The 23469-nt window shown below is 44.7% G+C and carries 22 protein-coding genes; 4 read left to right on the top strand and 18 right to left on the bottom strand.

Features of this window, described 5'->3' with window-relative positions; genetic code table 11:
- Positions 1 to 32: 32 nt before the first annotated feature.
- From P5G49_RS04765 to P5G49_RS04750, 4 genes are read right to left on the bottom strand one after another with little or no spacing between them, the layout of a single operon-like run.
- Positions 33 to 455 (bottom strand): TIGR03826 family flagellar region protein, encoded by a 423-nt coding sequence (locus tag P5G49_RS04765; RefSeq protein WP_301242338.1) that lies wholly within the window; start codon positions 453 to 455, stop codon positions 33 to 35.
- A gap of 13 nt (positions 456 to 468) precedes the next feature.
- Positions 469 to 1089, bottom strand: coding sequence for a ComF family protein (locus P5G49_RS04760; protein WP_301242336.1), 621 nt, complete (start codon positions 1087 to 1089; stop codon positions 469 to 471).
- Positions 1086 to 2465 (bottom strand): ATP-dependent helicase ComFA, encoded by a 1380-nt coding sequence (locus P5G49_RS04755; RefSeq protein WP_301242335.1) that lies wholly within the window; start codon positions 2463 to 2465, stop codon positions 1086 to 1088. The genes P5G49_RS04760 and P5G49_RS04755 overlap by 4 nt, the downstream gene beginning before the upstream one ends.
- 19 nt (positions 2466 to 2484) lie before the next feature.
- The gene (locus P5G49_RS04750) at positions 2485 to 3336 is read right to left on the bottom strand and encodes a DegV family protein (RefSeq protein ID WP_301242334.1); all 852 of its coding nucleotides are present in this window, start codon (positions 3334 to 3336) and stop codon (positions 2485 to 2487) included.
- Positions 3337 to 3542: 206 nt separating this feature from the next.
- Between P5G49_RS04750 and P5G49_RS04745 the strand changes: the two genes are divergently transcribed.
- Positions 3543 to 4319: an enoyl-CoA hydratase-related protein gene (locus tag P5G49_RS04745; protein ID WP_301242332.1), complete on the top strand. Its 777-nt coding sequence runs from the start codon at positions 3543 to 3545 to the stop codon at positions 4317 to 4319.
- Positions 4320 to 4519: 200 nt separating this feature from the next.
- Here the strand turns inward: P5G49_RS04745 and P5G49_RS04740 are convergent, their stop codons facing one another.
- The 3 genes from P5G49_RS04740 to P5G49_RS04730 are packed head-to-tail and all read right to left on the bottom strand — an operon-like array spanning position 4520 to position 6928.
- Positions 4520 to 5164, bottom strand: coding sequence for a TetR/AcrR family transcriptional regulator (locus P5G49_RS04740; protein WP_301242331.1), 645 nt, complete (start codon positions 5162 to 5164; stop codon positions 4520 to 4522).
- Between the two features lie 10 nt (positions 5165 to 5174).
- Entirely contained in the window at positions 5175 to 6200 is a 1026-nt protein-coding gene (locus P5G49_RS04735; RefSeq protein WP_301242330.1) for an ABC transporter permease, read from the bottom strand.
- Positions 6197 to 6928, bottom strand: a complete 732-nt coding sequence (locus tag P5G49_RS04730) for an ABC transporter ATP-binding protein (RefSeq protein WP_301242329.1) — start codon at positions 6926 to 6928, stop codon at positions 6197 to 6199. The genes P5G49_RS04735 and P5G49_RS04730 overlap by 4 nt, the downstream gene beginning before the upstream one ends.
- 184 nt (positions 6929 to 7112) lie before the next feature.
- Here P5G49_RS04730 and P5G49_RS04725 point away from each other — a divergent pair, with 184 nt between their 5' ends.
- A complete protein-coding gene (locus P5G49_RS04725) occupies positions 7113 to 8237 on the top strand; it encodes a phosphotransferase (protein WP_301242327.1) in 1125 nt (374 codons plus the stop codon).
- Between the two features lie 50 nt (positions 8238 to 8287).
- On the opposite strand, the gene P5G49_RS04720 is transcribed toward P5G49_RS04725, so the two are convergent.
- The 3 genes from P5G49_RS04720 to P5G49_RS04710 all read right to left on the bottom strand — a co-directional run bounded on the left by P5G49_RS04720 (position 8288) and on the right by P5G49_RS04710 (position 11997).
- Positions 8288 to 8785, bottom strand: a complete 498-nt coding sequence (locus P5G49_RS04720; RefSeq protein WP_435877188.1) for a GNAT family N-acetyltransferase — start codon at positions 8783 to 8785, stop codon at positions 8288 to 8290.
- Between the two features lie 76 nt (positions 8786 to 8861).
- On the bottom strand, positions 8862 to 10832 hold the full coding sequence (locus P5G49_RS04715) for a S9 family peptidase (protein ID WP_301242324.1): 1971 nt from the start codon (positions 10830 to 10832) through the stop codon (positions 8862 to 8864).
- Positions 10833 to 10911: 79 nt separating this feature from the next.
- Entirely contained in the window at positions 10912 to 11997 is a 1086-nt protein-coding gene (locus P5G49_RS04710; protein ID WP_301242323.1) for a citrate synthase/methylcitrate synthase, read from the bottom strand.
- Positions 11998 to 12101: 104 nt separating this feature from the next.
- Here P5G49_RS04710 and P5G49_RS04705 point away from each other — a divergent pair, with 104 nt between their 5' ends.
- Positions 12102 to 12983 (top strand): LysR family transcriptional regulator, encoded by an 882-nt coding sequence (locus P5G49_RS04705; RefSeq protein ID WP_301242322.1) that lies wholly within the window; start codon positions 12102 to 12104, stop codon positions 12981 to 12983.
- A gap of 174 nt (positions 12984 to 13157) precedes the next feature.
- On the opposite strand, the gene P5G49_RS04700 is transcribed toward P5G49_RS04705, so the two are convergent.
- From P5G49_RS04700 to lplA, 6 genes are all read right to left on the bottom strand, one after another.
- Entirely contained in the window at positions 13158 to 14711 is a 1554-nt protein-coding gene (locus P5G49_RS04700; protein ID WP_301242321.1) for a fatty acid--CoA ligase family protein, read from the bottom strand.
- Between the two features lie 186 nt (positions 14712 to 14897).
- Positions 14898 to 16823, bottom strand: a complete 1926-nt coding sequence (locus tag P5G49_RS04695; RefSeq protein ID WP_301242320.1) for an FtsX-like permease family protein — start codon at positions 16821 to 16823, stop codon at positions 14898 to 14900.
- A gap of 30 nt (positions 16824 to 16853) precedes the next feature.
- A complete protein-coding gene (locus tag P5G49_RS04690) occupies positions 16854 to 17639 on the bottom strand; it encodes an ABC transporter ATP-binding protein (RefSeq protein ID WP_301242319.1) in 786 nt (261 codons plus the stop codon).
- Entirely contained in the window at positions 17578 to 18642 is a 1065-nt protein-coding gene (locus tag P5G49_RS04685; protein ID WP_301242318.1) for a sensor histidine kinase, read from the bottom strand. Before P5G49_RS04685 ends, P5G49_RS04690 begins: the two co-directional genes overlap by 62 nt.
- The gene (locus P5G49_RS04680) at positions 18639 to 19343 is read right to left on the bottom strand and encodes a response regulator transcription factor (protein ID WP_301242317.1); all 705 of its coding nucleotides are present in this window, start codon (positions 19341 to 19343) and stop codon (positions 18639 to 18641) included. Before P5G49_RS04680 ends, P5G49_RS04685 begins: the two co-directional genes overlap by 4 nt.
- A gap of 390 nt (positions 19344 to 19733) precedes the next feature.
- Complete coding sequence (gene lplA, locus P5G49_RS04675) at positions 19734 to 20726, bottom strand: lipoate--protein ligase (RefSeq protein ID WP_301242316.1); 993 nt, start codon at positions 20724 to 20726, stop codon at positions 19734 to 19736.
- Between the two features lie 233 nt (positions 20727 to 20959).
- Here lplA and yhfH point away from each other — a divergent pair, with 233 nt between their 5' ends.
- On the top strand, positions 20960 to 21085 hold the full coding sequence (gene yhfH / locus P5G49_RS04670) for a protein YhfH (RefSeq protein ID WP_301242315.1): 126 nt from the start codon (positions 20960 to 20962) through the stop codon (positions 21083 to 21085).
- Between the two features lie 41 nt (positions 21086 to 21126).
- Here the strand turns inward: yhfH and P5G49_RS04665 are convergent, their stop codons facing one another.
- Positions 21127 to 21981, bottom strand: coding sequence for a glycerophosphodiester phosphodiesterase (locus P5G49_RS04665; RefSeq protein ID WP_301242314.1), 855 nt, complete (start codon positions 21979 to 21981; stop codon positions 21127 to 21129).
- Between the two features lie 48 nt (positions 21982 to 22029).
- Positions 22030 to 23451, bottom strand: coding sequence for a protoporphyrinogen oxidase (hemY, locus tag P5G49_RS04660; protein ID WP_301242313.1), 1422 nt, complete (start codon positions 23449 to 23451; stop codon positions 22030 to 22032).
- Between the last annotated feature and the right edge of the window lie 18 nt (positions 23452 to 23469).

Below are 23469 nucleotides of genomic sequence, written 5' to 3'. Positions count from 1 at the left end.
AAAACCGACATTTTCAGGTGTCGGTTTATCGTTTATGAGTCGAATTTGATTTCGTGCCTCATCTTTCCATGTGCGAGATAGGTTTCATTCATAACAATCGTATCTTCAGCTGCTTCTACGATGTCTAAATCCTTTTTAAGGGAGTTTGTGCATTTGTCGCATATTTTCCCTGATGTGATTAATTTTCCACAACTGTCGCATGGGTAGCCAAGGTTCGGGAATTTTGCGGGGTGCAGGTGGCCTTTGCGGACCCATCTATAGAGCAGCCTTGTAGATACTCCTGTTTCTTGGACAATCCTTTCAACTGTTGCGGACCGATTTTCCCGCCTTCTTAAAAACTTATACACTTTATCGTACATTTCTTCCTCTTCCCGCGCACAAAGTGGACAAATATCGCGGATTCCCGTGTAGTTAAAGATTCCATCACAGGACGGACAATTTCTTACTTCTGCCAATGTTTAGTTCCTCCTATCTTTCTGCACGAATGAGCGTGACCGCTTCCACTCTCTCAGCGCCCGCCTCAAGTAAAACGGTGGCTGCATGACGGAGTGTCGTGCCGGTTGTGTATATATCGTCGACTAGTATGTAGGTCGTTTTGTTGATGACAGTTCCTTGTTTAATTGAAAATAAAGGGCGCATGGATAGGCGTTCTTCCCTCGTTTTCTCTCCCATTACTTCGGTGTTTGTCTTGATGAGTAGGTCTTCGTAAGGGACATTTGCAGCATTCAGCAGCTCATCGATTTGTGAAAAGGTGCGCTCTATTTTTTTATCTATATGCATCGGAATCGGTACAATGACTGCATTTTTCCACTTCAATTTGTTCAATAATACATTCTTTAATTCATCTGCAAAGACCTCGGAGAGCGCAACATCCTGCAGGAATTTGTATTGATGAAGGAATTCGCGCATTGCTTCATTGTATGTATAGAGGGATTTGACGTGATGGAGAATATCCCCTCTTTCTTCTATGTCGACACGTTCGAAGCTTTTTGAACAGTCTTCGCAGATTAATAATGTCTTTTCGATGGCAAAGAGTGATTGCCAGCTTGGTGTGCTTGCAAGTCTTTGTTCACAAAGAAGGCAGTTCATTTTAAGATGCCCCCTTTATTCAACCTCATGATTTCATTCTTCGCGTCGTCCATCGCGTAGGTGATTCCGTCATGGAACATTGTGAAGTCGCCGGTCGGGAATTCCACGGAACGCCCGACGCGGCCGCCAATCTGGATGAGCGCGCCTTTGTCGAAAATTTGCTGTTCCGCGCCGACAACCGCTACTTGGATGTTCGGAATCGTTATTCCACGTTCAAGGATTGTTGTCGTGAGCAGTCCAGGTAGTTCTCTATTCCTTAGTGCTTGTACATATTCTTTCCGATCCGGATGTGATGCATGGACGGATTGGATATGCGGGTGGAGAAGTTGGAATAAAGGCCTTGATTCCTCCATTAAGCCGATATGATGGAAAAAAATCAGGAACGGTTCTTTTTTAGACAGTCGTTGCTCCGTCCATCTCCGCAGTTTTTCTGGAAGTCTTCCCTTCCGGATCTGCTTTTCATAGTTCCACAGGGATTCATATGTTGGAACAGGTAATGGATGGCCGTGGTATCGACGATTGATGGTGGAGACGGACCCCGAACGTTTCATGGTGGAAAGGAGCTTGTCTGTTGGGGTTGCGGTAACGTAATGGGCAGGCGCATCGGGTTTGAGTGCTTTTCGGACTGCTTTTTGCAGTGTTTCATCCGCCTTATATGGAAAGGCGTCCGCCTCGTCGACGAAAACAGCGTCAAATGCGTGACGGAATCTGTATAGCTGATGGGTTGTTGCTAAGACAAGCTGGGATGCTTCCATTGTCGGTTTTGCGCCGCCGTATAAGGCTTCGATTTTCGTGTCCGGGAACGCTGTTCGTAACCGCGGCTCAAGTTCAAGTATGACATCGACCCGTGGAGCAGCGATGCATATACGTTTTCCTTCGGTTAAGAGCTTATGTATTGGCGGAAAAAGGATTTCGGTTTTCCCGGATCCGCAAACAGCATAAATCAGATGGGAAGTCTGCTTTTCCTGGCTGTTTGTAAGCTCTTCGGATGCTTGTTGCTGGTGAGGCGTGAGAGTGCCTTGCCAGGCCAATATATGATTTGTTGGGTATACGGGTTTCTCGCCACTCCAGATGATCAGTTCAGTGCATGATGAAACGCGTCCCATTTTGAGGCATTTTCTGCAATATGTACAAGGGCCCTCGCATTTGGCACAGTCAAATGTCGTGAAAAGGGACTGATTTTCATTTTCGCAGCGGTTGCAGAAATGCTGTTTTTGATTCATGAATGAAGGTTTCGTGTTGATGCCACGAATGAGCTCAATATGGCCATTTTCAATTTGATCCGTTATTTCTTCAGTTGGAAAAGGAGTGTGCATGCGCAACCAAAGACGGCCGTGCAGGAAGTCCCTGATTGCCAGATTGAATGGTTTTTTCATGTTCACACCCCCGATTTTATTATTTTTTGACCCAACCGAGGCCCATTGAGCCTTCGCCTAAATGCGTGCCGATTACTGGACCGAAGTGGCTGATTGTAAATTCTACGTCTGGTAGGAGTTCTTCAAGTTCCGCTTTCCATGCTTCTGCTTCTTCGGGACGGTTTGCGTGGATGATTGCTGCTTCAAGAGGCATTTTTTCAGCGTCCTCTGCAAGCATATCGGCTATACGTTTCATCGCTTTTTTACGTGTGCGTATCTTTTCGAATGGCACGATGATTTTTTCGTGGAAATGAAGGATCGGTTTGACTTGAAGCAGTCCCCCAATCAATGCCTGCGCACTGGATAATCTGCCGCCACGCTGTAAATATGCGAGGTCGTCCACCATGAAATAGGCGCGCATCGTCTTTTTCATTTCATCGAGCTCTGCCATGATTTCTTCCGGTGTGGCACCATCCTTAGCCATTTTAGCGGCTCGAATGACGTAGAATCCTTGGATATAACAGGAAAGTTCAGAGTCGAATGCACGAACATCGACGCCTTCCGTCATTTCCCCAGCTTGCACGGCACCCGCGAAAGTTCCACTGATTCCGCTTGAAAGATGGATTGAAATGATTGCGTCGTAGTCCTTTTTCAATGATTCAAAGAGCTCGACGAATTTTCCGACCGGTGGCTGGGACGTTTTTGGCAATGGCCCATCGCCGCGTACTTTATCGTAGAATTCTGTTGACGTCAGGTCAACTTCCTCTTCATACACTTGTCCATCAATCGTCACTGTTAAGGGGATGACGTGGATGTCCAATTCTTTCACTATATCAGAAGGCAAATATGCCGTACTGTCCGTTACGATTGCAGTTACTAATGCTGTTTTCATTGTTGAATCACTCCTGATAACATTCTACTCGAAATTAGGTAAAAGGACAAAGTCAAAAAAGTCGAAAGAGGTTCTAATTGCCCAAAAAAGGTTTGTAGGTGAAGTCTCAAATACTCCAACTATACTAATTTTCTAATAACTATTATAGCGACAACCTCTGAAAAGTGATATGTTTATAATAAGTTTTTACAATTGGGGGTTTTATTATGGAAACGCTTTTATTTGAACAAGAGGGGCATATTGCGCGCGTTACACTTCACAGACCGGATGCGATGAATGCATTCAATTACGATATGCTGACGGAGCTTGGAATGGTGGTTGAATCCATTCGAATCAACCCGGATATCCGTGTCGTCATTTTTACCGGGTCAGAAGGTCGTGCGTTTAGTGTGGGGGCTGATTTGAAGGAACGGAAACTGTTGACTAATGAGCAGGTGAAACGCAATGTTTATAAAATAGGTGAAGTCTTTACATTGATAGAAAACTTGCCGCAACCGACAATTGCAGTGTTGAACGGGTATGCGTTCGGAGGGGGCATGGAGCTTGCCCTTGCATGTGACTTCAGGTTTGCCGTGGATACGGCGGTTATGGGGTTGACGGAGACGGGACTTGCGATCATCCCTGGAGCTGGCGGTACGCAGCGTTTGCCAAGATTGGTTGGCGAAGCGAAGGCGCTTGAACTGATATTGACAGCTAAACGATTGGATGCTAAGTCCGCCTTGCAATATGGGATTTTGACGAATGTGGCGGCTAATGAAGAGTTGAAGGAAATGGTCGATAAATTCACGGATGCACTGCTTGCGAATGGGCCGATTGCTGTGCAACAGGCGAAGTTTGCGATTAAACATGGGATGAACGCTGATTTGCAGACGGGGCTTGCGATTGAGCGGAAAGCATATGAGATTACGATTCCGACGGAGGACCGTTTGGAGGCGTTGGCTGCTTTTGCTGAGAAGAGGAAGCCAGAGTTTAAGGGGAAATAAGATTGGAATTAGCCGTCATAGAAGCGGGTAGGCATTGTGGGTTTTCAATGCCTACCCGTTTTATGCGTAATTATCGGGATTTATGAGCTTCTGTGGTGGTTTATGCGTGTATAAGGGGCTTTATAAGCTTTTCATCGTGTTTATGCGTGATTGTGGTGACTTATGCGTTTTTTGGATGAAGTTGCCCCTTCTTTTTTTGTTTACTCCTCTGGCGCAAGGCCTTTCATAAGAAAAGTGATCATTTGATTGATTTCTTCGTCATCGTTCCATTTCGCGCCGATGACGTATTTTGTGGCGAAATGCCCCATAATGGTCGAAGCTGTCAGGCGAATGATGGTTGTAGCGGGTATGTTTACGATTTGCCCCTTCTGCTGGTAATGTTCAATGATTTGAACGAATCGGTTGAGTACCTTCTTCCCGACATGCTCGATGAATTGTTCCCGCAGTTCCTGGTGGAACGGGATTTCCTGGAGAAAGATTTGAACGACTTTCAGGTTTTTCTCAAGGAATTCCTTACGATTTTTGATCATCGCACGCAGGAAATCTTCGAAGTGCTCATATTCTTTATCTAACACTTTATTCATGTCCTTAATGATAATAGGTCCAAGCATTTTGACCATCATCGGTGTAACGATTGATAGGAGAAGTTCCTTTTTCGTCTTGTAGTGTCGGAAAATGGTACCTTCCGCCACACCTGCCTTTTTGGCGATTTCATTTGTCGATGTGGCGGCAAAGCCTTTTTCAGCGAACATTTCAGTTGCGGCGATGAGGATTTGCCTTTGTTTGTCTGTCAGGCTTTTGTCTTCCTGCAACACTTCTTCCAAAAGATGATTTTGTTCAGTCATGATGGACTCCTTATATTTTGCGGTATTTTCGTAGGACCATGATATTAATGGAGATGAAAAGCAGGCAGAATCCTGCTAACACAAGCAAATTCGGATAGATGTCGTTCCACCCATATCCCCTTACCATGACGTCGCGGAGTGCTTCAGCGGCGTAATAAAGTGGGGTCAGAACACCGATCCAGCTTAGCCATTCGGCAACCGTCTCTAAGTTGAAAAGGCCCGAGAAGAATACTTGTGGCACTACTACAATTGGAATGAATTGCATCATTTGAAGTTCATTATGTGCGAATGAAGAGAGTAGGATGCCAAGCGTGAGCGCTGTCAATGCAAGCATCAGGATGATCAGAAGCACATAAAAGAATGCCCCCTCCATCACCATGTCCAATACGTAAATCGCGTATGCTGTTATGATTGTAGACTGGATCATCGTGAAAAGTCCAAAGCCGATGACGTATCCTGCGACGATTTCCCATTTTCGTAACGGGCTTGCGAGCAACCTTTCAAGTGTGCCAGTCGTTCGTTCACGTAGGAATGAAACACCTGCGATTAGAAAAACGAAAAAGAATACGAAAAATCCAAGGAGAACTGGTCCGAAATAATCGAACTGCCCCATATCGCTTGAGCCGTGCAAATAGCCGATGTTCAAATTGCTTTCTTCCATTTGTGACGGGTTCGGCAAAGCATTTTGAAGCCATTTCATCGTAGCGCCTGTGACGCTCGGGTCACTTCCTTCAAGGACGATGGTCGGGGTGTTGCCTTCGATTTTCAAATAGCCATCGAGTTCTTGAATAGCAAGTTTATTTTTTGCCTCAGTCTCAGTTGCGAAGGTAGTCACTTGCGCCCCTTCTGTATCGATTTGATTGACTAAAAGTTCGGGCACATCGACCAATCCAATTTTCGGGATATAATCGTTGCCATTGAAAACGAAATAAAGCATTGTCAAAACCAATATCGGTGCAAAAATAAGCAGTCCGATTGTCCGTTTATCTCTGACAAGTTGACGAAGAATCCTTTTTACCAATGCCATTACTCTCATCGTTCAACACCCCCGAAAACTAAAAATGCCTCTTCGATCGTTACCGAGTTTGTCTGTTTTTTAAGCTCTTCGGGTGTGCCGACTGCGATTAATTTACCATCACGGATCAGCCCGAGCCGATCGCATTTATCGGCTTCATCCATGACGTGGGTCGTGACGATGAGCGTCTTCCCTTGCGCTTTCAAGTCCGAGAATGCTTTCCAAATGCTTTTTCGTAGGACCGGGTCGATTCCGACGGTAGGCTCGTCGAGGATGAGCAGTTCCGGTTCATGAAGCAGTGCGATTGCGAGCGATAATCTTCTTTTCATTCCACCCGAGTAATTCGACACGAGTTTTGTGATGTCGCCCGAGAGCTTGACGAGCTCCATCACTTCTTCGATACGCTGCGCTTGTTTCTGTCCTTTTAACCCGTACAGTTCAGAGAAGAATTGGAGATTTTCCTTCGCCGACAATTCCTCATATAAGGCATCCGATTGCGCCATATACCCGATTCGTTTGATGAGATTCAGGGAAGGCATTTTTTCGTGGAATAAATAATTCTCCCCTTTCGAAGGCTCGTCAAGACCCGCTAATTCTTTTACCAACGTCGTCTTTCCAGCTCCGGACGGTCCAAGCAATCCGAAAATCTCTCCTTCGTTGATGTCGAGGTTAATATCTTTCAAAACTTGATGCTTCCCAAAGCTTTTCGAGACGTTTTTGATGGAGACGCATACTTCGCTTTCCTTCATGGGTGGTCACCTCTTTTTAATAGTGAGTGATTACTCACTTTCATTGTACTCTATGAAAATAGGGTTGCAAAGTGAGTAATCACTCATTATTTTTATTTTTGTTGAATAAACAACTGAATGCAATGAATGCTTGCTGGATTTCCCTTTTGAATTCTGAGAAGATTCAATTAAGGAGGTGGTGATAATGAATCTTGGGGAAAAGTTAAAACTCAGGAGAAAAAAATCAGGTTTTACTCAGGAGCAAGTTGCACAGGAAATGAACATCACCAGACAAACATTATCTCATTGGGAAGTCGGTAAAAATTATCCCGATATTGACTCCATAATTTCGCTTAGCCAAATTTATAATCTCTCGTTAGATGAGTTGTTGTTGGGAAAAATACATTTTAAAGGAGAATCTGTAATGAGTAAGAAACTATCTGTAGAGGAAATCAAGACATGGATAACAACACATTATCCAGAAGCTATCAATGTTAAAGAACTTACTGGTGGTCTAGCCTCACAAACGTATCTATTTGAACAAGGTAAACAACATTTTATTTTTCAAGTTGGAAACCTTAAAGGTTTTGAAAAAGAAAAGTTCATTGATCATGAACTTGCTAAAACTTTGCCTGTCCGTCATGTAGTTGAGATTCACGAGACAGATGATAAGTTAGCCTATTCTATATATGAATTTATCGAAGGTGATAAATTGTTTGACCTCAATAGTCAACAATTACTTGACATCGTTCCTGCTGTCTTACACACATTGGAGACGTTGGAATCAATAGAAGTATTTAACGATAAGGAAGGCTATGGTTATTTTGATGGTACAGGAAACGCTTCCTATCCTACTTGGATCGATTTTATCAAGGCGGTTTACAACAATGATATTTATGATTGGTCTTCATTAGAAGAAAAGGGATTGGATTCAGACGTTGTGAAAAATGCAATTCAAGAGTTGAAGACCCATATAAGTTGCATCAAGACTAACAAAAAGAATATAGTTCACGGAGATGTAGGCTCATATAACTTATTGGCCAAGAATGATCAAATAACAGGCATCATCGATTGGAGCTTGGCATTGTATGGGGACCATCTGTATGATAAAGCAAATTTACTGTTTTGGAATGAAGAAAAGTTGCAACCACTCATTAAGGAAGTAAAAAATAAATACATTAGTTCTAATGAAACAAAAGAAGTAATTTATTGCTATATGCTTCGGATTGGACTGGAAGAAATCTATAACACAGTGATTCTCAACGAAGTAGGCTATGACATTGAATGGGTTGCCAATAGATTGAATGAAATTGTAAAGAATAGAGGATAACAAAAAAGGATAGTAAACGGGAAGAGTCCCCCGTTACACTATCCTTTTTTTTAGGCGTTGCGCAGTTTCGCTTTATGCGCTTCCCATTCTTCTCGTAACATACCCATCCGTATGGAGTCGTAGTAGACGCCATTCCAGTAACGGACTTTGCGGATACGCGCTTCCATTGTCATGCCTAACTTTTCTGCTACGCGGATCATCCGCATGTTACCGGACCATGTCGTGAGACCGACGCGGACGAGCGGCATTTCATTGAATAAATGGTTAATCCACATGGTGAGCGCCTTCGTTCCATAGCCGCCACTCCAATATTTCGGCTCGTAAATGAGGATACCCATTTCGAGCCAAAGGGACGGCTGATGCTCCCAATAATAGCTGAGCATGCCGATAAGTTCGCCGTCCACTTCGATAGCCCAATAATCGTCCTGCGCAACGATTTTATCTTTCCGTTCCAAATAGTCTTCATATGACATCTTGTAATGCGGGTAATAGGGGGCGTCCCATTTCTTCCATTCAGGATTTTCCTCTTTGAAAGTGAGTTCCCACATGCGCTTTAAATCATCTTCTTTAATCGGGCGAATCGTTACGCCTTCAAGTGTATAAGTCAAACTGTGTCCTCCGAAATTATAGGTATTTCGCGAACCAGCCCGTCATCTCGTTTAGTCTTTCGATTCGCAGATTCGGTGCACCGGTCCGCGATAGATTATGGTCAGCATCCGGGAATCTGACGAATTCCGTCTCTTTCCCAAAGCTCTTAAGTGTAATATAAAGCTGTTCAGCCTGTTCGATAGGGCAACGGAAATCTCTTTCAGAGTGTAGGATCAGTAATGGAGTCGCCACATTTTCCGCGTATTTCAACGGAGAATGCTTCCACAATGTCTCTACATCCTTCATATCTGCTGCGATTTGCCATTCGCTGAAGTAATAGCCGATATCGGATACACCGAAGAAGCTGATCCAGTTACAGATCGAACGTTGTGTTACCGCCGCTTTGAAACGGTTCGTATGGCCGACGATCCAGTTCGTCATGAAGCCACCGTAGCTACCGCCTGTCACGCCAAGGCGATCTGCGTCAATCCATTCATTATCAGCTAACGTTGAGTCAACTGCCGCCATGATATCCTCATAGTCGCCGCCACCGTAATCACCACGCACGGCATCAACGAACTCCTGGCTGTACCCATGGCTTCCGCGTGGGTTGACGTACAGCACACCATATCCGCTTGCCGCAAATAACTGCATTTCATGGAAAAACGTATTTCCATACATTGCATGCGGACCACCATGGATATTGACGATTAGCGGATATTTCTCTCCTTCTTTGAATCCGGCCGGTTTCATAAGCCAGCCATGTACATCCCAATCTTTCGCACCTTTGAATGTGATTGCTTCCGGTTTGACAAGCTCAACTTCCTTTAAATACTCATCGTTGAATGAAGTAAGGGCTTTTCTCTCTCCGGTTGCAATTTCCATTTCATAGATTTCACCCGGATGTACCGGATCACTGATAGCGACCAATGCAAAATCGCCTGCTGTGTTCACATCATAGCCATAGACATGCTCGTTTTCCGGTGTTGCAGGGTAAAGTTCCCCTTCAAGCGTCGCGAAATAGAGACGGACATCTCCCATTGTTGAAAGCTGGAAGTAAAGGTCATTGTCTTTCGTCCATACGACACTTGGTGCGCTCGCTGATTGTTGGTGATCCGCAACTGTATAGTCTCCGACAGGTGCATCCATGCTTTCTGTAACATTGATTGTATTGCCACGTTTTGTGTCATACACATATAAATTGCCATGTGTAGCGTTTTGGAAAGCACGATCCGAACCGACGAATGCGACATAATTGTCGTCCAATGAAAATTTCGCGCCTCCATAATAGCCTTCTTCGTCGATGATGACTGTTTCTTCTTTCGTTTCTGCGTTCACCAAATAGAGTGGTTGGCGGAATTCATGGTCCAAGTTTTCTTTCCGGTTCACACCGATGACAAGCTGTGTTCCATCATTCGAAACCGCCTGTAAAGAATGCTGGTAATTTCCTTCCGTAAATTGCGTGATTTCCTCAGTTTCAAGATTGATAAAACCGATTTGTTTGTATGAATCCTGCGGCAATAAACCGATGCCATCCATTTTGTATTTCATTTTTGTAACGCGAACTGGTTCAGGTTTCTTCTTGTCGTTCTTCTCTTCCTTGAAACTAAAGTCCCTGCCCTCTTTTAATGAAGCGTCAAACCAGATTTTCTTGCCACAAGGGGACCAGTGGAAACTGGAAACGCCTTTATCAAGCGATGTTACTTTCTTTGCTTCCCCTCCGCGTGCAGGTTGGACGTACAATTGGTTTTTCTCGTCGCGATTCGACAAAAAAGCGATCTGCTTTCCGTCCGCCGACCATTTCGGTGAGCTGACACGGTGTTTACCGTGTGTCCATTGCGTCACTTCGTTTGTGGAAAGGTCGATATGGTACAGGTTTGAAATGTATTTGTTGTCTTCCTCGTCGATATGCGTTTTGATGAACAATGCTTCTTTTCCGTCCGGTGATAGAATTGGACTCGTGACCGATTGCAGTTTAAATAGGTCGTCTACTTGTAGGTTTCTCATATGGAATTCCCCCTTCTTTTTCTATTCTACATATTTCGACACCCGTAACAGTTATTCCTTCTTTGTTTTTAAAATTGTTTCAAATATTATTTCCAACATATAAAGATTGCGGTCGGAAGATGGTGTTGTCGTTAAGTTGTTCGATCGCGTGCGCCGTCCATCCTACTATTCTGGCCGCACTGAATGCCGGTGTGAATAGTTCAGCTGGCATATTGATAGCCCGCATGATTGCAGCGGCATAATACTCGACGTTCGTGTATAGTTTTCTTCCCGGTTTATATATTTCAAGCAAGTCGATGATTTCTCTTTCCGCTGCTGTCGCGAGGTCCAACCATTCATCTTTTCCAGCCATGCTTTCACATTTCTTCTGAAGAAGGATTGAGCGAGGATCCTCGGTTTTATAGACACGATGTCCGAACCCCATGATTCGTTCACCTTGTTTAAGTTTCTGCTCAATTACTGGTCTGATATTATTTTGATTGCCGATTTCCTCAAGTAGGTCGATGACGCCTGAGGGTGCCCCTCCGTGCAATGGCCCTTTCATCGTACCAAGAGCCGACGTCACTGCCGCTGTCAAATCGGATTCAGTAGAAATGGTGACCCTTCCTGCGAAAGTGGAAGCATTCATACCATGCTCCATTGTCAGTTTCAAGTAGGTTTCAAGCGCTTCGATATGGACTTCAGTTGGTTTTTCACCGTTCAGCATCCATAGGAAGTTGGCGGTATGCGATAGATTATCGTCCGGTTCAACGACCGGCAATTGATTCACATTCCGGTAATGTCTTGCAATGATTACGGGTAGTGCAGCTGTGAAAATGATTGCCTGTTTGTCCATCGGTAGTTGTCTAAAACTGCTCTGCCCATATGCCGAGATGGCCGTCCGCATCGCATCCATAAGCGAGATATCCTTCGGTAGGATGTCGATAAGTGATGCAATATGAGGCGGTAGTCTTCTACCTTCCTGCATCTTCGATTTCAATGAATTCAATTCTTCCTCGTTCGGGAATTTACCATGCCATAGAAAGTAAGCCACTTCTTCGAATGAATGACCCGGAACCAGCTTGTCGACTTGAATTCCCCTGTACCGGAGCTCCCCTTGTTCCCCATCAACCGATGCAATTTTCGTATGGACCGCCACAACATCCTTCAACCCTTTTTTATACATGTTCATTCCTCCTTTTCTTTTAGTATAAAATAGATATATAATTAATTAAATTGAATATTTACTATCGAGTTAATTAAAATAGTTAATCAACATGGAGGGCTTGAATGGACACTCAATGGCTACGAACCTTCATCATAGCGGCGGAGGAACTCAATTTCCGTAAAGCTTCCGAGAAACTGATGCTGTCCCAACCAAGTGTGACTGTGCAAATTAGGCTGTTGGAAGAGCATCTCACAGTAAAACTTTTCGATCGAATCAATCGACGTGTCACGTTGACCGAGGCTGGACGGCTTTTTTACGAAGAGGCTTTGGAAGTGATACGGAATCTTGATGAAAGCGTTGATCGTATGCATGCATTTGCGCAAGGGTATCGGCGGAACTGGACAATCGCCATATCGCCTTTAATGGCCGAGACGATTTTACCGTATTTTTTGCGGACATTTATGGAACGTCATGGAGAGGTCGAATTGACGATCCGAGTTGAAGACTCGGAAATGATTGAACGGCTTGTCGACACAGGCGAAGTGAATTTAGGCATTTCAGCACTCGATGCCACCTTAAAAAACATCGAGTCCCATCGTATTTACGAGGATCCAATTGTATTCGTCATGCCAACCGACACCTATGATGAGGAAAGCGGGCCACAAATCGATGTGAAAGAGGCATTGATGAATAATTATTTGCTCACCCACCACCATCCTGTCTACTGGGACGAGTTGCTGCTTACGTTAAATAAACATATCCCGGGCGTTCGGACGATGAAAGTAACACAGGCCCATATCGCCAAACGATTCATCCAAGAAGGAATAGGCGTCTCCTTCCTTCCCCACTCAATCGTACGCCGTGAATTATTGGAGGGAAGGCTGATGAGGCCACATTTCGACCTATTCCCCCTCCCCTCCGTCGCCACACATATCCTTGTGAAAAAGAAAGGGGATTTAGAGGAAGAGTTCATCCAGGAAATTAGCGAATTCTATTTTGGATGAGAATGATGATAATGATGATTTCCGCTTCAAAATACGCATAAATTTCCCGAAACACGCATAACCGCTTCTAAAAGTCCATAAATCCCGCTAATCAAGCATAAATCCCTCCAAAAGCTCATAAACACCACTAATTCACGCATAAAACGCCTTGCTCAATCGCAAGGCGTCTTAATGTTATTGTTTAACTATATCCTTCAACGAACGTCTAAGAATCTTCCCTGTTGTATTCTTCGGTAGCTCACTCAAGAACTCAATCGTCTTCGGAACTTTATATTTCGCCAAGCGTTTCGCACAATAGGCTTTCAGCTTCTCGACATTTCGTTCAGCGCCTTCCTTCAGCACAACAAAAGCTTGGACCTCCTCGCCTAAATCGGAATCCGGAACACCGATAACCGCCGCTTCAATGATATCGCGATGCTCGAACAACACCTCTTCGACTTCCCTCGGATACACATTATAGCCGCCGACAATAATCATATCCTTCTTGCGATCGACAATATAGAAATAGCCGTCCTCATCTTGGCGCGCCATGTCCCCAGTGTATAGCCAGCCATCGCGGATTGCAGCAGCCGTCTCCTCCGGCATTTTGTAATAGCCCTTCATTACATTCGGTCCCCGGACGACGAGTTCCCCCACTTCCCCAACAGGCACTTCATCCCCGAATTCATCCACGACTTTATTCTCCACATTGACAATGTTTCTGCCGATCGAACCAGGTATGCGCTCTCTGTCATGCGGATTGAAGCATGTGACAGGGGACGCCTCGGAAAGGCCGTATCCTTCAGAGATCTTCACGTTGAATTTATTTTCAAAGTTCTCTAATAGTGCAACCGGTAATGAGGCCCCGCCTGAAATTGATAGTCTGATCGTTTCGAAGTCCTTTTCTTCACTTTGAGGGAACTGATAAAGGAAATTGTACATCGTCGGCACCCCTGCAAACACGGTGGCGCTTTGTGCTTTAATTGTTTCAAACACTTCTGCAGGGCTGAACTTCGGTACTAAAAGAATCGTTGCGCCTTTCAATAAAGGTGCATTTACAACTACTGTCAATGCGAATACATGGAAGACCGGCAATGTCGCGACGACCCGGTCATCTTCTGAGAAATTCAGATAATCCGCCACATCCCTTGCATTCGAATACAAATTCTTATGTGTCAACATCGCACCTTTCGGATGGCCAGTTGTACCGGATGTATAAAGGATGACAGCGGTTTCATTTTCATCAACTTCAATCGGTGCCCGGTTCGGCCTGTCCTTCGTAAAGAAATGCGTGAACTGGGTCACTTTCCTTTTTACTTCTTCCGGTAATTCCAAAATCGTATTTCCTGTAAATGGACTGGTCTCACAGATGATATAGTGTTCGATTGCCGGGAATGAAACAGCGGCCTTCTCAACAAGCGGTAACAGCTGATCCAGTGCAACTACCACCTTCGCATCGCTATTATGTAAGATGTACGAGATTTCACTTGGCGAATAAATTGGATTAATAGGAATTGCAGTAGCCCCAATCCGCATCGTCGCGTAAAGCGAAACGATGAAATGTGGCGTATTCCCTAATAAAAATGCAACATGGTCACCCTTTTTAACCCCTAAATCCTCAAGTCCTTGGGCAAAAGTAGACACATGCTTGTCGAACTCAGCGTATGTCGTATCCTTTCCCATGAAATGATACGCAGTCTTTTCTGGCTTCAACTTTGATGTTTCATAAACCTGTGTTACCAAATTCATACATAACATCCCCTTTCCAAAAATGAACAACCATTCATAATTCTCTTTATTATTATATAAGAAAAGTTAACAGTTAACAATCATTTTTGAAAATCTCTATAAGTACTAATAGTTTGAATGGTGGAAGCACATTTTTTATTTCAAAAAAGTATCAACTAAAAACATCCGGCGAATGCCTTTTCAGCATCAGCCCGATGTTCGAATATGCGCCAAATAACGCCAGCGAATCAGATAGAAATAGATAACCTGTAAGATGGTGAATCCTGAGAGTACGAAGACGAGTTCACGAACAATCGAAATTTCAGCGAGTGCGTCCCAGATGACTTGCAGTGTTAAGAATGCAAAGGAACTATGCAAAAGCGCCACGCCCCATGGGACAAAAAACTGGGGGATCAGCTGCCGATTGACGATTTTCTTAAATTCCCGATCGGTGATTCCCATCCGTCTCAATACATCGAATTGCTTCCGGTCACTGTCTAAAGATGTATATAGACGGAAGTAAATGAAACTTCCCGCCGCAAGTAGGAAAACTCCCGCTAATAGTAAACCGATGAACAGCAATAAAGTAAATGTCGTGCGGATGATGGAATAGTTCCGCCCTGGATTATCAAATGAGTAATTAAGTTCGTGTGTCGTTCCCTCCAAAATCGATTTCGCCATTGAATTCTCGATTGTTAAGCCGATATTCTTCGTTTTCTGCCAATCCGGTATATCGAAAGCATGATAGACGAACGAAGGGCTTTTAACGAAAGAAGCAATCTGTTCAAAATCTGCATCGTTCAAAATGATTGCATTCGTGCCGATTGCATGCGCAGGGAACAATTGGTAAGGAAAAGCACCGTTAACCCGTACAGAAACTCCACTTTCCTCTAACACCGTTTCAACATTTTGACTGTTCAACTGTTCAAATGTTGAACTGGTAGGTGGCAGGAATAACGCCTCCCCTTCTTTTAACTGGAGCGCCTCATTGCCGAATGCCACGGACAATTGGTTAATAGTAGAAAGTTTGACGATGGACACCGTAAACTCCGTAAATGAAGAAAGTTGCTTCAGAACCGGAAATTCGACATATGTGTACTCAAGCCCATTTCTCCTTAATTCATCGCGAAGCCGGTTGATATTCCTTTCCTCCATTATATCGCCTGGATAGCTGACGTAGACAAGTCCTAACGGGTTCACTTCCCGATATTGCGAGGCGAATGAAGTTAGCGATGCAAGGATTCCTACCGACATGAATGCAATCGTCGATACGATCGTGACGATGAAAAACATCCTTGCATTTTCTTTCAGGCGGATGACTCCCTCGGAAATAGCTAACAGCCTGAAATGTCGCCAATACAATTCCTTTCTACCTTTGAACAGGTCAAGGAGGAACGGCAAGGAGTCCGTGAAAAAGAAATATGTTCCAAGTGTTGCAAGCGGCGGCAGAAGAAAAATGAGTCCAATGACGATATTATTCGATGTAAGAGAAGCTAATGTATAGGAAAGCCCTAACAGGATTAACCCAAGGATTCCGCGGATTTTTGAAAATCCTTCCGTTTTCTGCCCACTGCCCTCCCCACGTATGAGTTCATCCAACCCGTCGGTCCGGATGAATACTGGGGCGACTAACGAAATGATGATGAATAGGCTTAGAAATGCACCGACCGTCAAAGCAAATGGTTCCCATGAAAAATATAAAGGCAATGCGGGCAATAGGACAATCCGTTTGACAACCATGAAGAAGAACTTCGAGAACATATACCCTAAGAATGTCCCGACCCCGATTGAGCCCGCACCAATCAATATTGTCTCGATGAAAATGAGCCGGTGCAATTGCCGCTTTTCCATTCCAAGATGAAGGAGGATTCCGAACTCCTTCGTCCGCGCCTGCAAAAATGCCCGCATCGAATAGAACAGGAAAAACGTTGTAAATATGTAAAGGATGAGTTCAGCTACACCCATTCCTAACAATGCGATATCCCGCAAGGCGCCCCCCTCAATGGACGGGTGGAAAAGCAGCATGGAATAAAGGAAAAATACCATGACCGAAAAAACGCTCGCCATGAAAAAAGCGGCGTAAATTCTGCGATTCCGTACGACATTCCGGTAGGCGAACTGGCGAAACGTCATTCGGCTGACCTCCTTCGTTGGATGAACGGATCACATTGTCCGCAAATCATTAACATTTCCTCCAAGCAAACTAAGTACATTCAAAATCCGTTGGAAAAACGTCTGCCGTCTTTCATCTTTATAAATTTCATTGAAGAACTCGCCATCCTTTATGAACAACACGCGGTCACAATAGCTTGCTGCAATCGGATCATGCGTCACCATAATGATTGTGGCCCTCTCGGTTTGATTGATATGGCCTAATAGTTCCAAAACTTCCTTTGCAGATTTCGAATCGAGGTTACCGGTCGGTTCATCCGCAAGTATTAGCTTCGGTTTATGGATCAATGCCCTGCCGACAGCTGTCCGTTGCGCTTGCCCACCCGATAACTCATCCGGTCGACGATTCAGGATTTCATTTAAAGTGAGTTGATCCGATAGACGTGCGACCCGTCTTTTCATTTCAGAAACAGGCAGTCCATCCAATGTCAGTGGCAGTACGATATTCTCTTCAACAGTCAGCATATGGAGCAGATTGATGTCCTGGAAGACGAATCCAAAATTACGCCGTCGGAACAGCGCCAATTCATTCCCATTCAACGATTCAGGCTCAATTCCGTCAATCACAACTTGTCCGTAAGTAGGCATGTCAATCGTTGAAATGATATTCAAAAATGTTGTCTTGCCACTTCCCGACGGACCCATAATAGCGATGAATTCCCCTTCTTCCGCCTCGAAATCGAGCCGGTTCAGTGCACGGTGGATCACTTTGCCTTCATAGATCTTCGTTACCTGCTTCAGTTCCAAGATTGTGTTCTTTATTGTATTCTTCGGCATCCGCCTCACCCAACTCTCCATTTGTAAACAAAATCTTCACTTCCGTACCCTTCCCAACTTCCGACTCAATCGCCAATGGGTGCCCTAACTTCCCGCATACTTCATCGGCAATATAAAGGCCCATCCCTGTAGATTCACCGGTAAGCCGCCCGTTCTCTCCAGTAAAAAACGCCCTCGTCACGCGCTTCAAATCGGATTTCGGAATGCCAACCCCTTCATCGCGTATTGTCAATTCGAATCCCTTTTTCGTCCGCGTTGCGGATAAATAAACCCGTTTTCCTTCGCCAAATGTATATTTCACAGCATTCGTGATGAACTGCCCAATGACAATCTTCATCCATTTCGGATCGGTTGCTACAATTAGACTTTCATTAATCGAAATAACCGGAAACACGCCGTTTGTGATGAACAACCTCTTATGATCCGTCACAATTTGCTGGATCAGAGTTTTCAAACCGACTCGTTCGATATGCATATCTTCCTCAAATGTCCCAAGTCGCGCGTTCACCAATACAGCATCCAGTCCTCGCTGGATTTTATCCACTTCCTCCCGAACACTCCGTTTATCAAGCTCCCCTTCTTCCTGAAGGAGCAGATTAATGACTGAAATCGGCGTTTTCATCTGGTGGACCCATTGATTTATGAAGTTGAGCTGCCGGTGCTGGGATGCATAAAGGGTCTGCACTTCGTTTTGATGCAGACTATACAAATCACGCATGAACTCCGAAGACCTTTTCTCTTCAGCCGTCCGTACATTCCGGATCAGCGCATCCTCCATCCTTGTCGGCTTCCGTAAAATTGCATTGTAATACGATCTCCTTGTGATGAACTTCGCACCAAGGAAAGCACAAAGCAGCAGCATGCTGATGATGACCGAGTAGATCATCGTGTTGATGCCGCTGAATCCATCCAACCAATATAAAACGATTATGAATAGGACAAGGAACAGTTCAAAGATGATCCACGAAAAATGTTCCCTTAAGAATAAACTGATCTGTCTCATGATTCCTCCGGGGCAAGCAGAAGCCGGTACCCTGAACCTCGGACCGTCTCGATGGACGACTTCACTCCGTAATCGGAGAGCTTCTTCCGCACACGTGTCATGTTCACATTCAACGTATTCTCATCGACAAATGACTGATCATCCCATAACTCCTCAAGCAGCGTCTCCCGCGACACCACTTTCGGCGACGCCTCCATCAGTAATTCAAGAATCACACATTCTTTTTTCTGAAGCGGAATCGCCTCGTCCCGTAAATGAAGCTCCATCCGTTCGATGAACAGCTCAAGCGCACCTTGTTTCACAGTCCGCTCCCCTTGACTCGGAGCATACTCCCCGAACGCTCTTCTCAAATGACTCCTGATCTTCGCAAGGACGATCTCGTAATGGAAAGGTTTCGTAATGAAATCATCCCCGCCATTCTCAAGCGCAAAAACTTGATCCATATCGCCGGAACGAGCGGAAATATAAATAATCGGGCATCTCGTATGCTGCCGTAGCTGACGGCACCAATAATACCCATCATAAGAAGGTAAATTTATATCAAGTAAAATCAAATGCGGATCAAATGCCAAGCACTCCCTGTCCACATTATCAAAATCCTCCACAATCGCCACATCATACTGATACTTCCGAAGCGTCTCCGCCAATAAATGCGAAATCTTCTTATCATCTTCCACAATAAAAATACGATGATTCGCCATCTCAAACTCCCCCCTGACTTGTTTACTTATTATATCTTATTACTGGGAATTTTACTCGGGAGCGGGGAGGGAAGGCAGTGGAATGGGTTATCACCGACTTTGTCCAGTTTATCACCGACTCTTGGCGAGTTATCACCGATTCTCGAGGGTTTATCACCGACTCGTGGGTTTATCACCACTCAGAGTGTAGTTATCACCATTTAAAAGCAGTTTATCACCACTTAGAACGAGGTTATCACCACTCGCCAAGGGTTTATCACCACTCAGCCGAAAACCGTCCCTTTTTCAAGGCATCCCAACATAGTCCGCAGCCCGCCAACACCCATTCCTCACCCCACACATATACTAAATCAAAAGAAAAAAACCGGCATGCACCGGTTTTCATCTACATCAATAAATTAAATTAACGAACTCTTCTTTCGTAATTCCACCAAGAACTGTTGGAATGTCTACGCCATCAAGCGCCTTGCTGATCGATTCACGATCGTATTGGACATTTCTCAAACTATCTTCCACAACCTGAACTTCACCTACGCCGAAGAAATCCCCATAAATGTTCACGTCTTGGATATTTCCGTTTTCGACTTGAAGGCGTACATCGATACCTCCAACAGGGAAACGGCGTGTAAAATGCACGTTGAACTTAGGAGATTTTCCATAATTCCAGTTCCAGTTGCCGTAACGCTCAGCCGACAATGCATGGATATTTTCCCAATCTTGCTCAGTCAACTCCATGTATTGAATATTTTCCTCACCTTCGAAAATCGAGTTCAAGATGCTCAGACGGAATTCTTCGATTGTCATCGGTTCTTCGATGAACTCTGAAATATTTGCTACACGGCTGCGGATTGATTTAATCCCTTTTGATTCAATCTTGTCCTTCCTCACTTTCAACGCAGATACGACACGCTCAATTTCAGTGTCGAACATTAGCGTTCCATGAGTGAACATACGTCCATGTGTTGCAAATTGCGCATTGCCAGAAACTTTTCGCCCTTCGACAAGTATGTCATTGCGTCCTAGCAATTCTGCCGTTACTCCCATATCCGCCAAAGCCTTGATGACCGGCTCCGTGAACTTTTTGAAGTTGCGGAAAGAATCGCCGTCATCCTTCGTAATGAAACTGTAATTGAGATTTCCTAAATCGTGGTACACAGCGCCACCACCGGAAAGCCGACGGACGACATGAATGCCGTTAGCATCGACATACTCTGTATTGATCTCCTCGATGGTGTTCTGGTTCTTCCCAATGATGATCGAAGGTTCGTTAATATAGAACAGCAAAAACGAATCTTTGTCGACGTCCATGTTTTTCAGTACATACTCCTCGATCGCGAGGTTGATATGCGGGTCTGTTATGCCTTTATTATCAACGAAGAACACACTAATTGCCCCCTATGTGATTGAATTCATCTCTATTTTATCTGAAAAACCAAAATAAGTCTTGACATTTGTTCATCTGTTGTAATACACTAACAATTATTAATATTAGTTATAGAACAATAGATGTTGAATAGTTGATCGTGAGTATAGTCTATTTTTTTTATCCACTCTGTTATATTACAAACACCCATAGTCCACTTAGTATTAATACAGAGAAGATTGGAGGGATTATTATGTTGGAGAATGTCATTGAGTTTTTCAAGAACTTGCCTCGCAAGACCTGTGTTACTTGTGGAAAAGAGATTGAGGAACAGCACGAATGCTACAGCAATAAATGCGATGAATGCAACGTACTATAATGATAATAAAAACAGCTGAGAAATTTTCCTCTCAGCTGTTTTCATTCATCCAATAAATCCGGTTCATTCGTATGAATTCCATTGACCCCCATCGCCATCAAACGCAATGCCGCCTCTGCATCATCCACCGTATATGCATGTACGACAAGACCTTTCCCATGCATTTCATTAACGAATGAAGGGGTTATCGCTTCATAGCTCACACCCACTCCGGAGGCATAAGTTAAAATATCCTTCATTTCCTTCTTCGAAATTTCCGCCTCTTCATCTTCATCGAAGGAAATCAATTGCAACAGCGGAATATCGGGCTCCAACTTATGTACTTCCTTCAGCGCTTTTTTATCAAATGAATGGATAACCGCTTTCGGGATCCCCTTGCTGTCCTTCTTGATCAGTTCATAGTCCTTCATCAGCTCGACCAACTTCTTTTCAATCCCGGAATATTGCTTCGTATCCTTCAATTCGATGACATAATGGATGTCATCCTCCATCTCATCGAACACTTCGCTCAATGTCGGAATTTCGTACGCTTCCTCGTCTCCGCCGCTGACAGCGACTATTTTGCCTTTGTCCTTATTCGCGGTCAACTCTTTCAGTTCAGCTAATGTATAGTCCTTTATTTTGCCGATCGATTCAGTTGTCCGGTCGACTTCATCGTCATGCATAACAATAAGTTCCCCGTCTTTCGTCAAATGAACATCAAGTTCAATAAAATCGGCATCGAGTTTCTCCGCAAGCTCAAAAGATGGCAGCGTGTTTTCCGGCTCATAAGCTGAAGCGCCGCGGTGAGCGATTATAAAGAATCCATCTTCGGGCAATGGATTATCCCATTTTGGCCCAAATGAGCAAGCCGATAATACGATAAGCGTAATGCATATGCCTACTAGTTTTTTCATCAAATCCCCCATTCTAATACAAAAAGTCCGCACGGGGCGGACTTTAATTTAATTTGTAAATAACTCTCCAAGAACTTCTTCCACGGCCGCTTTTCCTTGATCGATACAGTCCGGCAAGCCGACACCGTTGTAAGAAGCACCCGCCAATTTGACGTTCGGAAACTCTTTTTGCAATTCAGCGCGAGCTGCATCGACCCGTTCGCGATGCCCTACCCTATATTGAGGGCGGTCCTCTTTGAAACGCGTGATGACCGAGAAATCAGGTTTGCCTTTAATCGTAAGGATCTTGCCAAGGTCTTCAAGCACGATCCTTTCAATTTCATCATCAGGCAAGTCGACGATCGCTTCTTCCCCGATTCGCCCGACAAAGGCGCGCAGCAAGATCTTACCCTCAGGCGTTGTTGTCGGCCATTTTCGATGGACCCATGTACATGCCGTTATTGAGTAATTCCCGTTTCTTGATACGAGGAAACCTGTACCTTCCTTGTCTTGAACGACCGCATCGGCCGGAAATGCAAGAGCGACAGTTGCAACAGATGTCGTCTGGATTTCCTTCAAGCCTTCAAGCAGTCCGTGAGAAGCGAATAATTGGCTCGCCGCCATATGGCCTGTCGTTACGATGACTGCATCGGCCAAAACGGTTTCCCCATTATTCAACTCAAGAAGAGTTTGATCCCCCTGCTTTGAAATGCTTTCGATGCGGATTCCCTTCTTTACAGTCCCCGGTTCAAGCTGCTGTTCCGCAGCTTCAACGATTGTTTCAAGACCGTTACGGAATGAATGGAATGCACCTTGTTTCGAAGCACCATGCCCGTCCTTCTGCGGCACTTGCTTCGGTGTCGTCTTTTTCATACCAAGAATCAGGCTGCGATGCTTTTTTTCCACTTGGTAAAACTGAGGGTATGTCGATTGCAGGCTCATTTGATCGATATCCCCTGCATATACGCCAGAAAGAAGCGGTTCAATCAGGTTTTCAACCATCTCCCGACCGAAACGACGGCGGAAGAAATGCCCGAGTGACTGATCCCCTTCAATTCCGGAGCGCGGTAAGAATAAATCTCCCGCTGCCCTCAGTTTTCCACTCAATGAAAATAGTCCAGATCCTAAGAATGGACCCATCTTCGTTGGAATTCCCATGACGGAGCCAGGGGGAATCGGCTGAAGCTGGCCATTCACCAATATATGCGCTTGACCGGTAGCATTTCGCACCAGTTCCCCTTCAATTCCAAGGTCTTCGGCGAATATCTCCATGCTTTTCTTCCGTATCAGGAAGCTGTCCGGGCCTCGTTCAACCACAAACCCGTCACGGCGAACCGTTTGAATTTTGCCACCCAAGCGGTTATTCGCTTCGATGAGCACCACTTCGATTGGCAAATTCCGTTCCCGTGCCGCCTTTTGCATATAGAACGCAGCGGCAAGTCCGGTAATTCCACCACCGACAACGACGACTTTTTTCTTCTGTTCAATCATGTCATCACTTCCTTGCTG

The sequence above is a fragment of the Sporosarcina highlanderae genome, from assembly GCF_030433715.1.
In the GTDB taxonomy this organism is placed as follows: domain Bacteria; phylum Bacillota; class Bacilli; order Bacillales_A; family Planococcaceae; genus Sporosarcina; species Sporosarcina highlanderae.
This window is presented reverse-complemented; position numbering and strand designations above follow the sequence as displayed.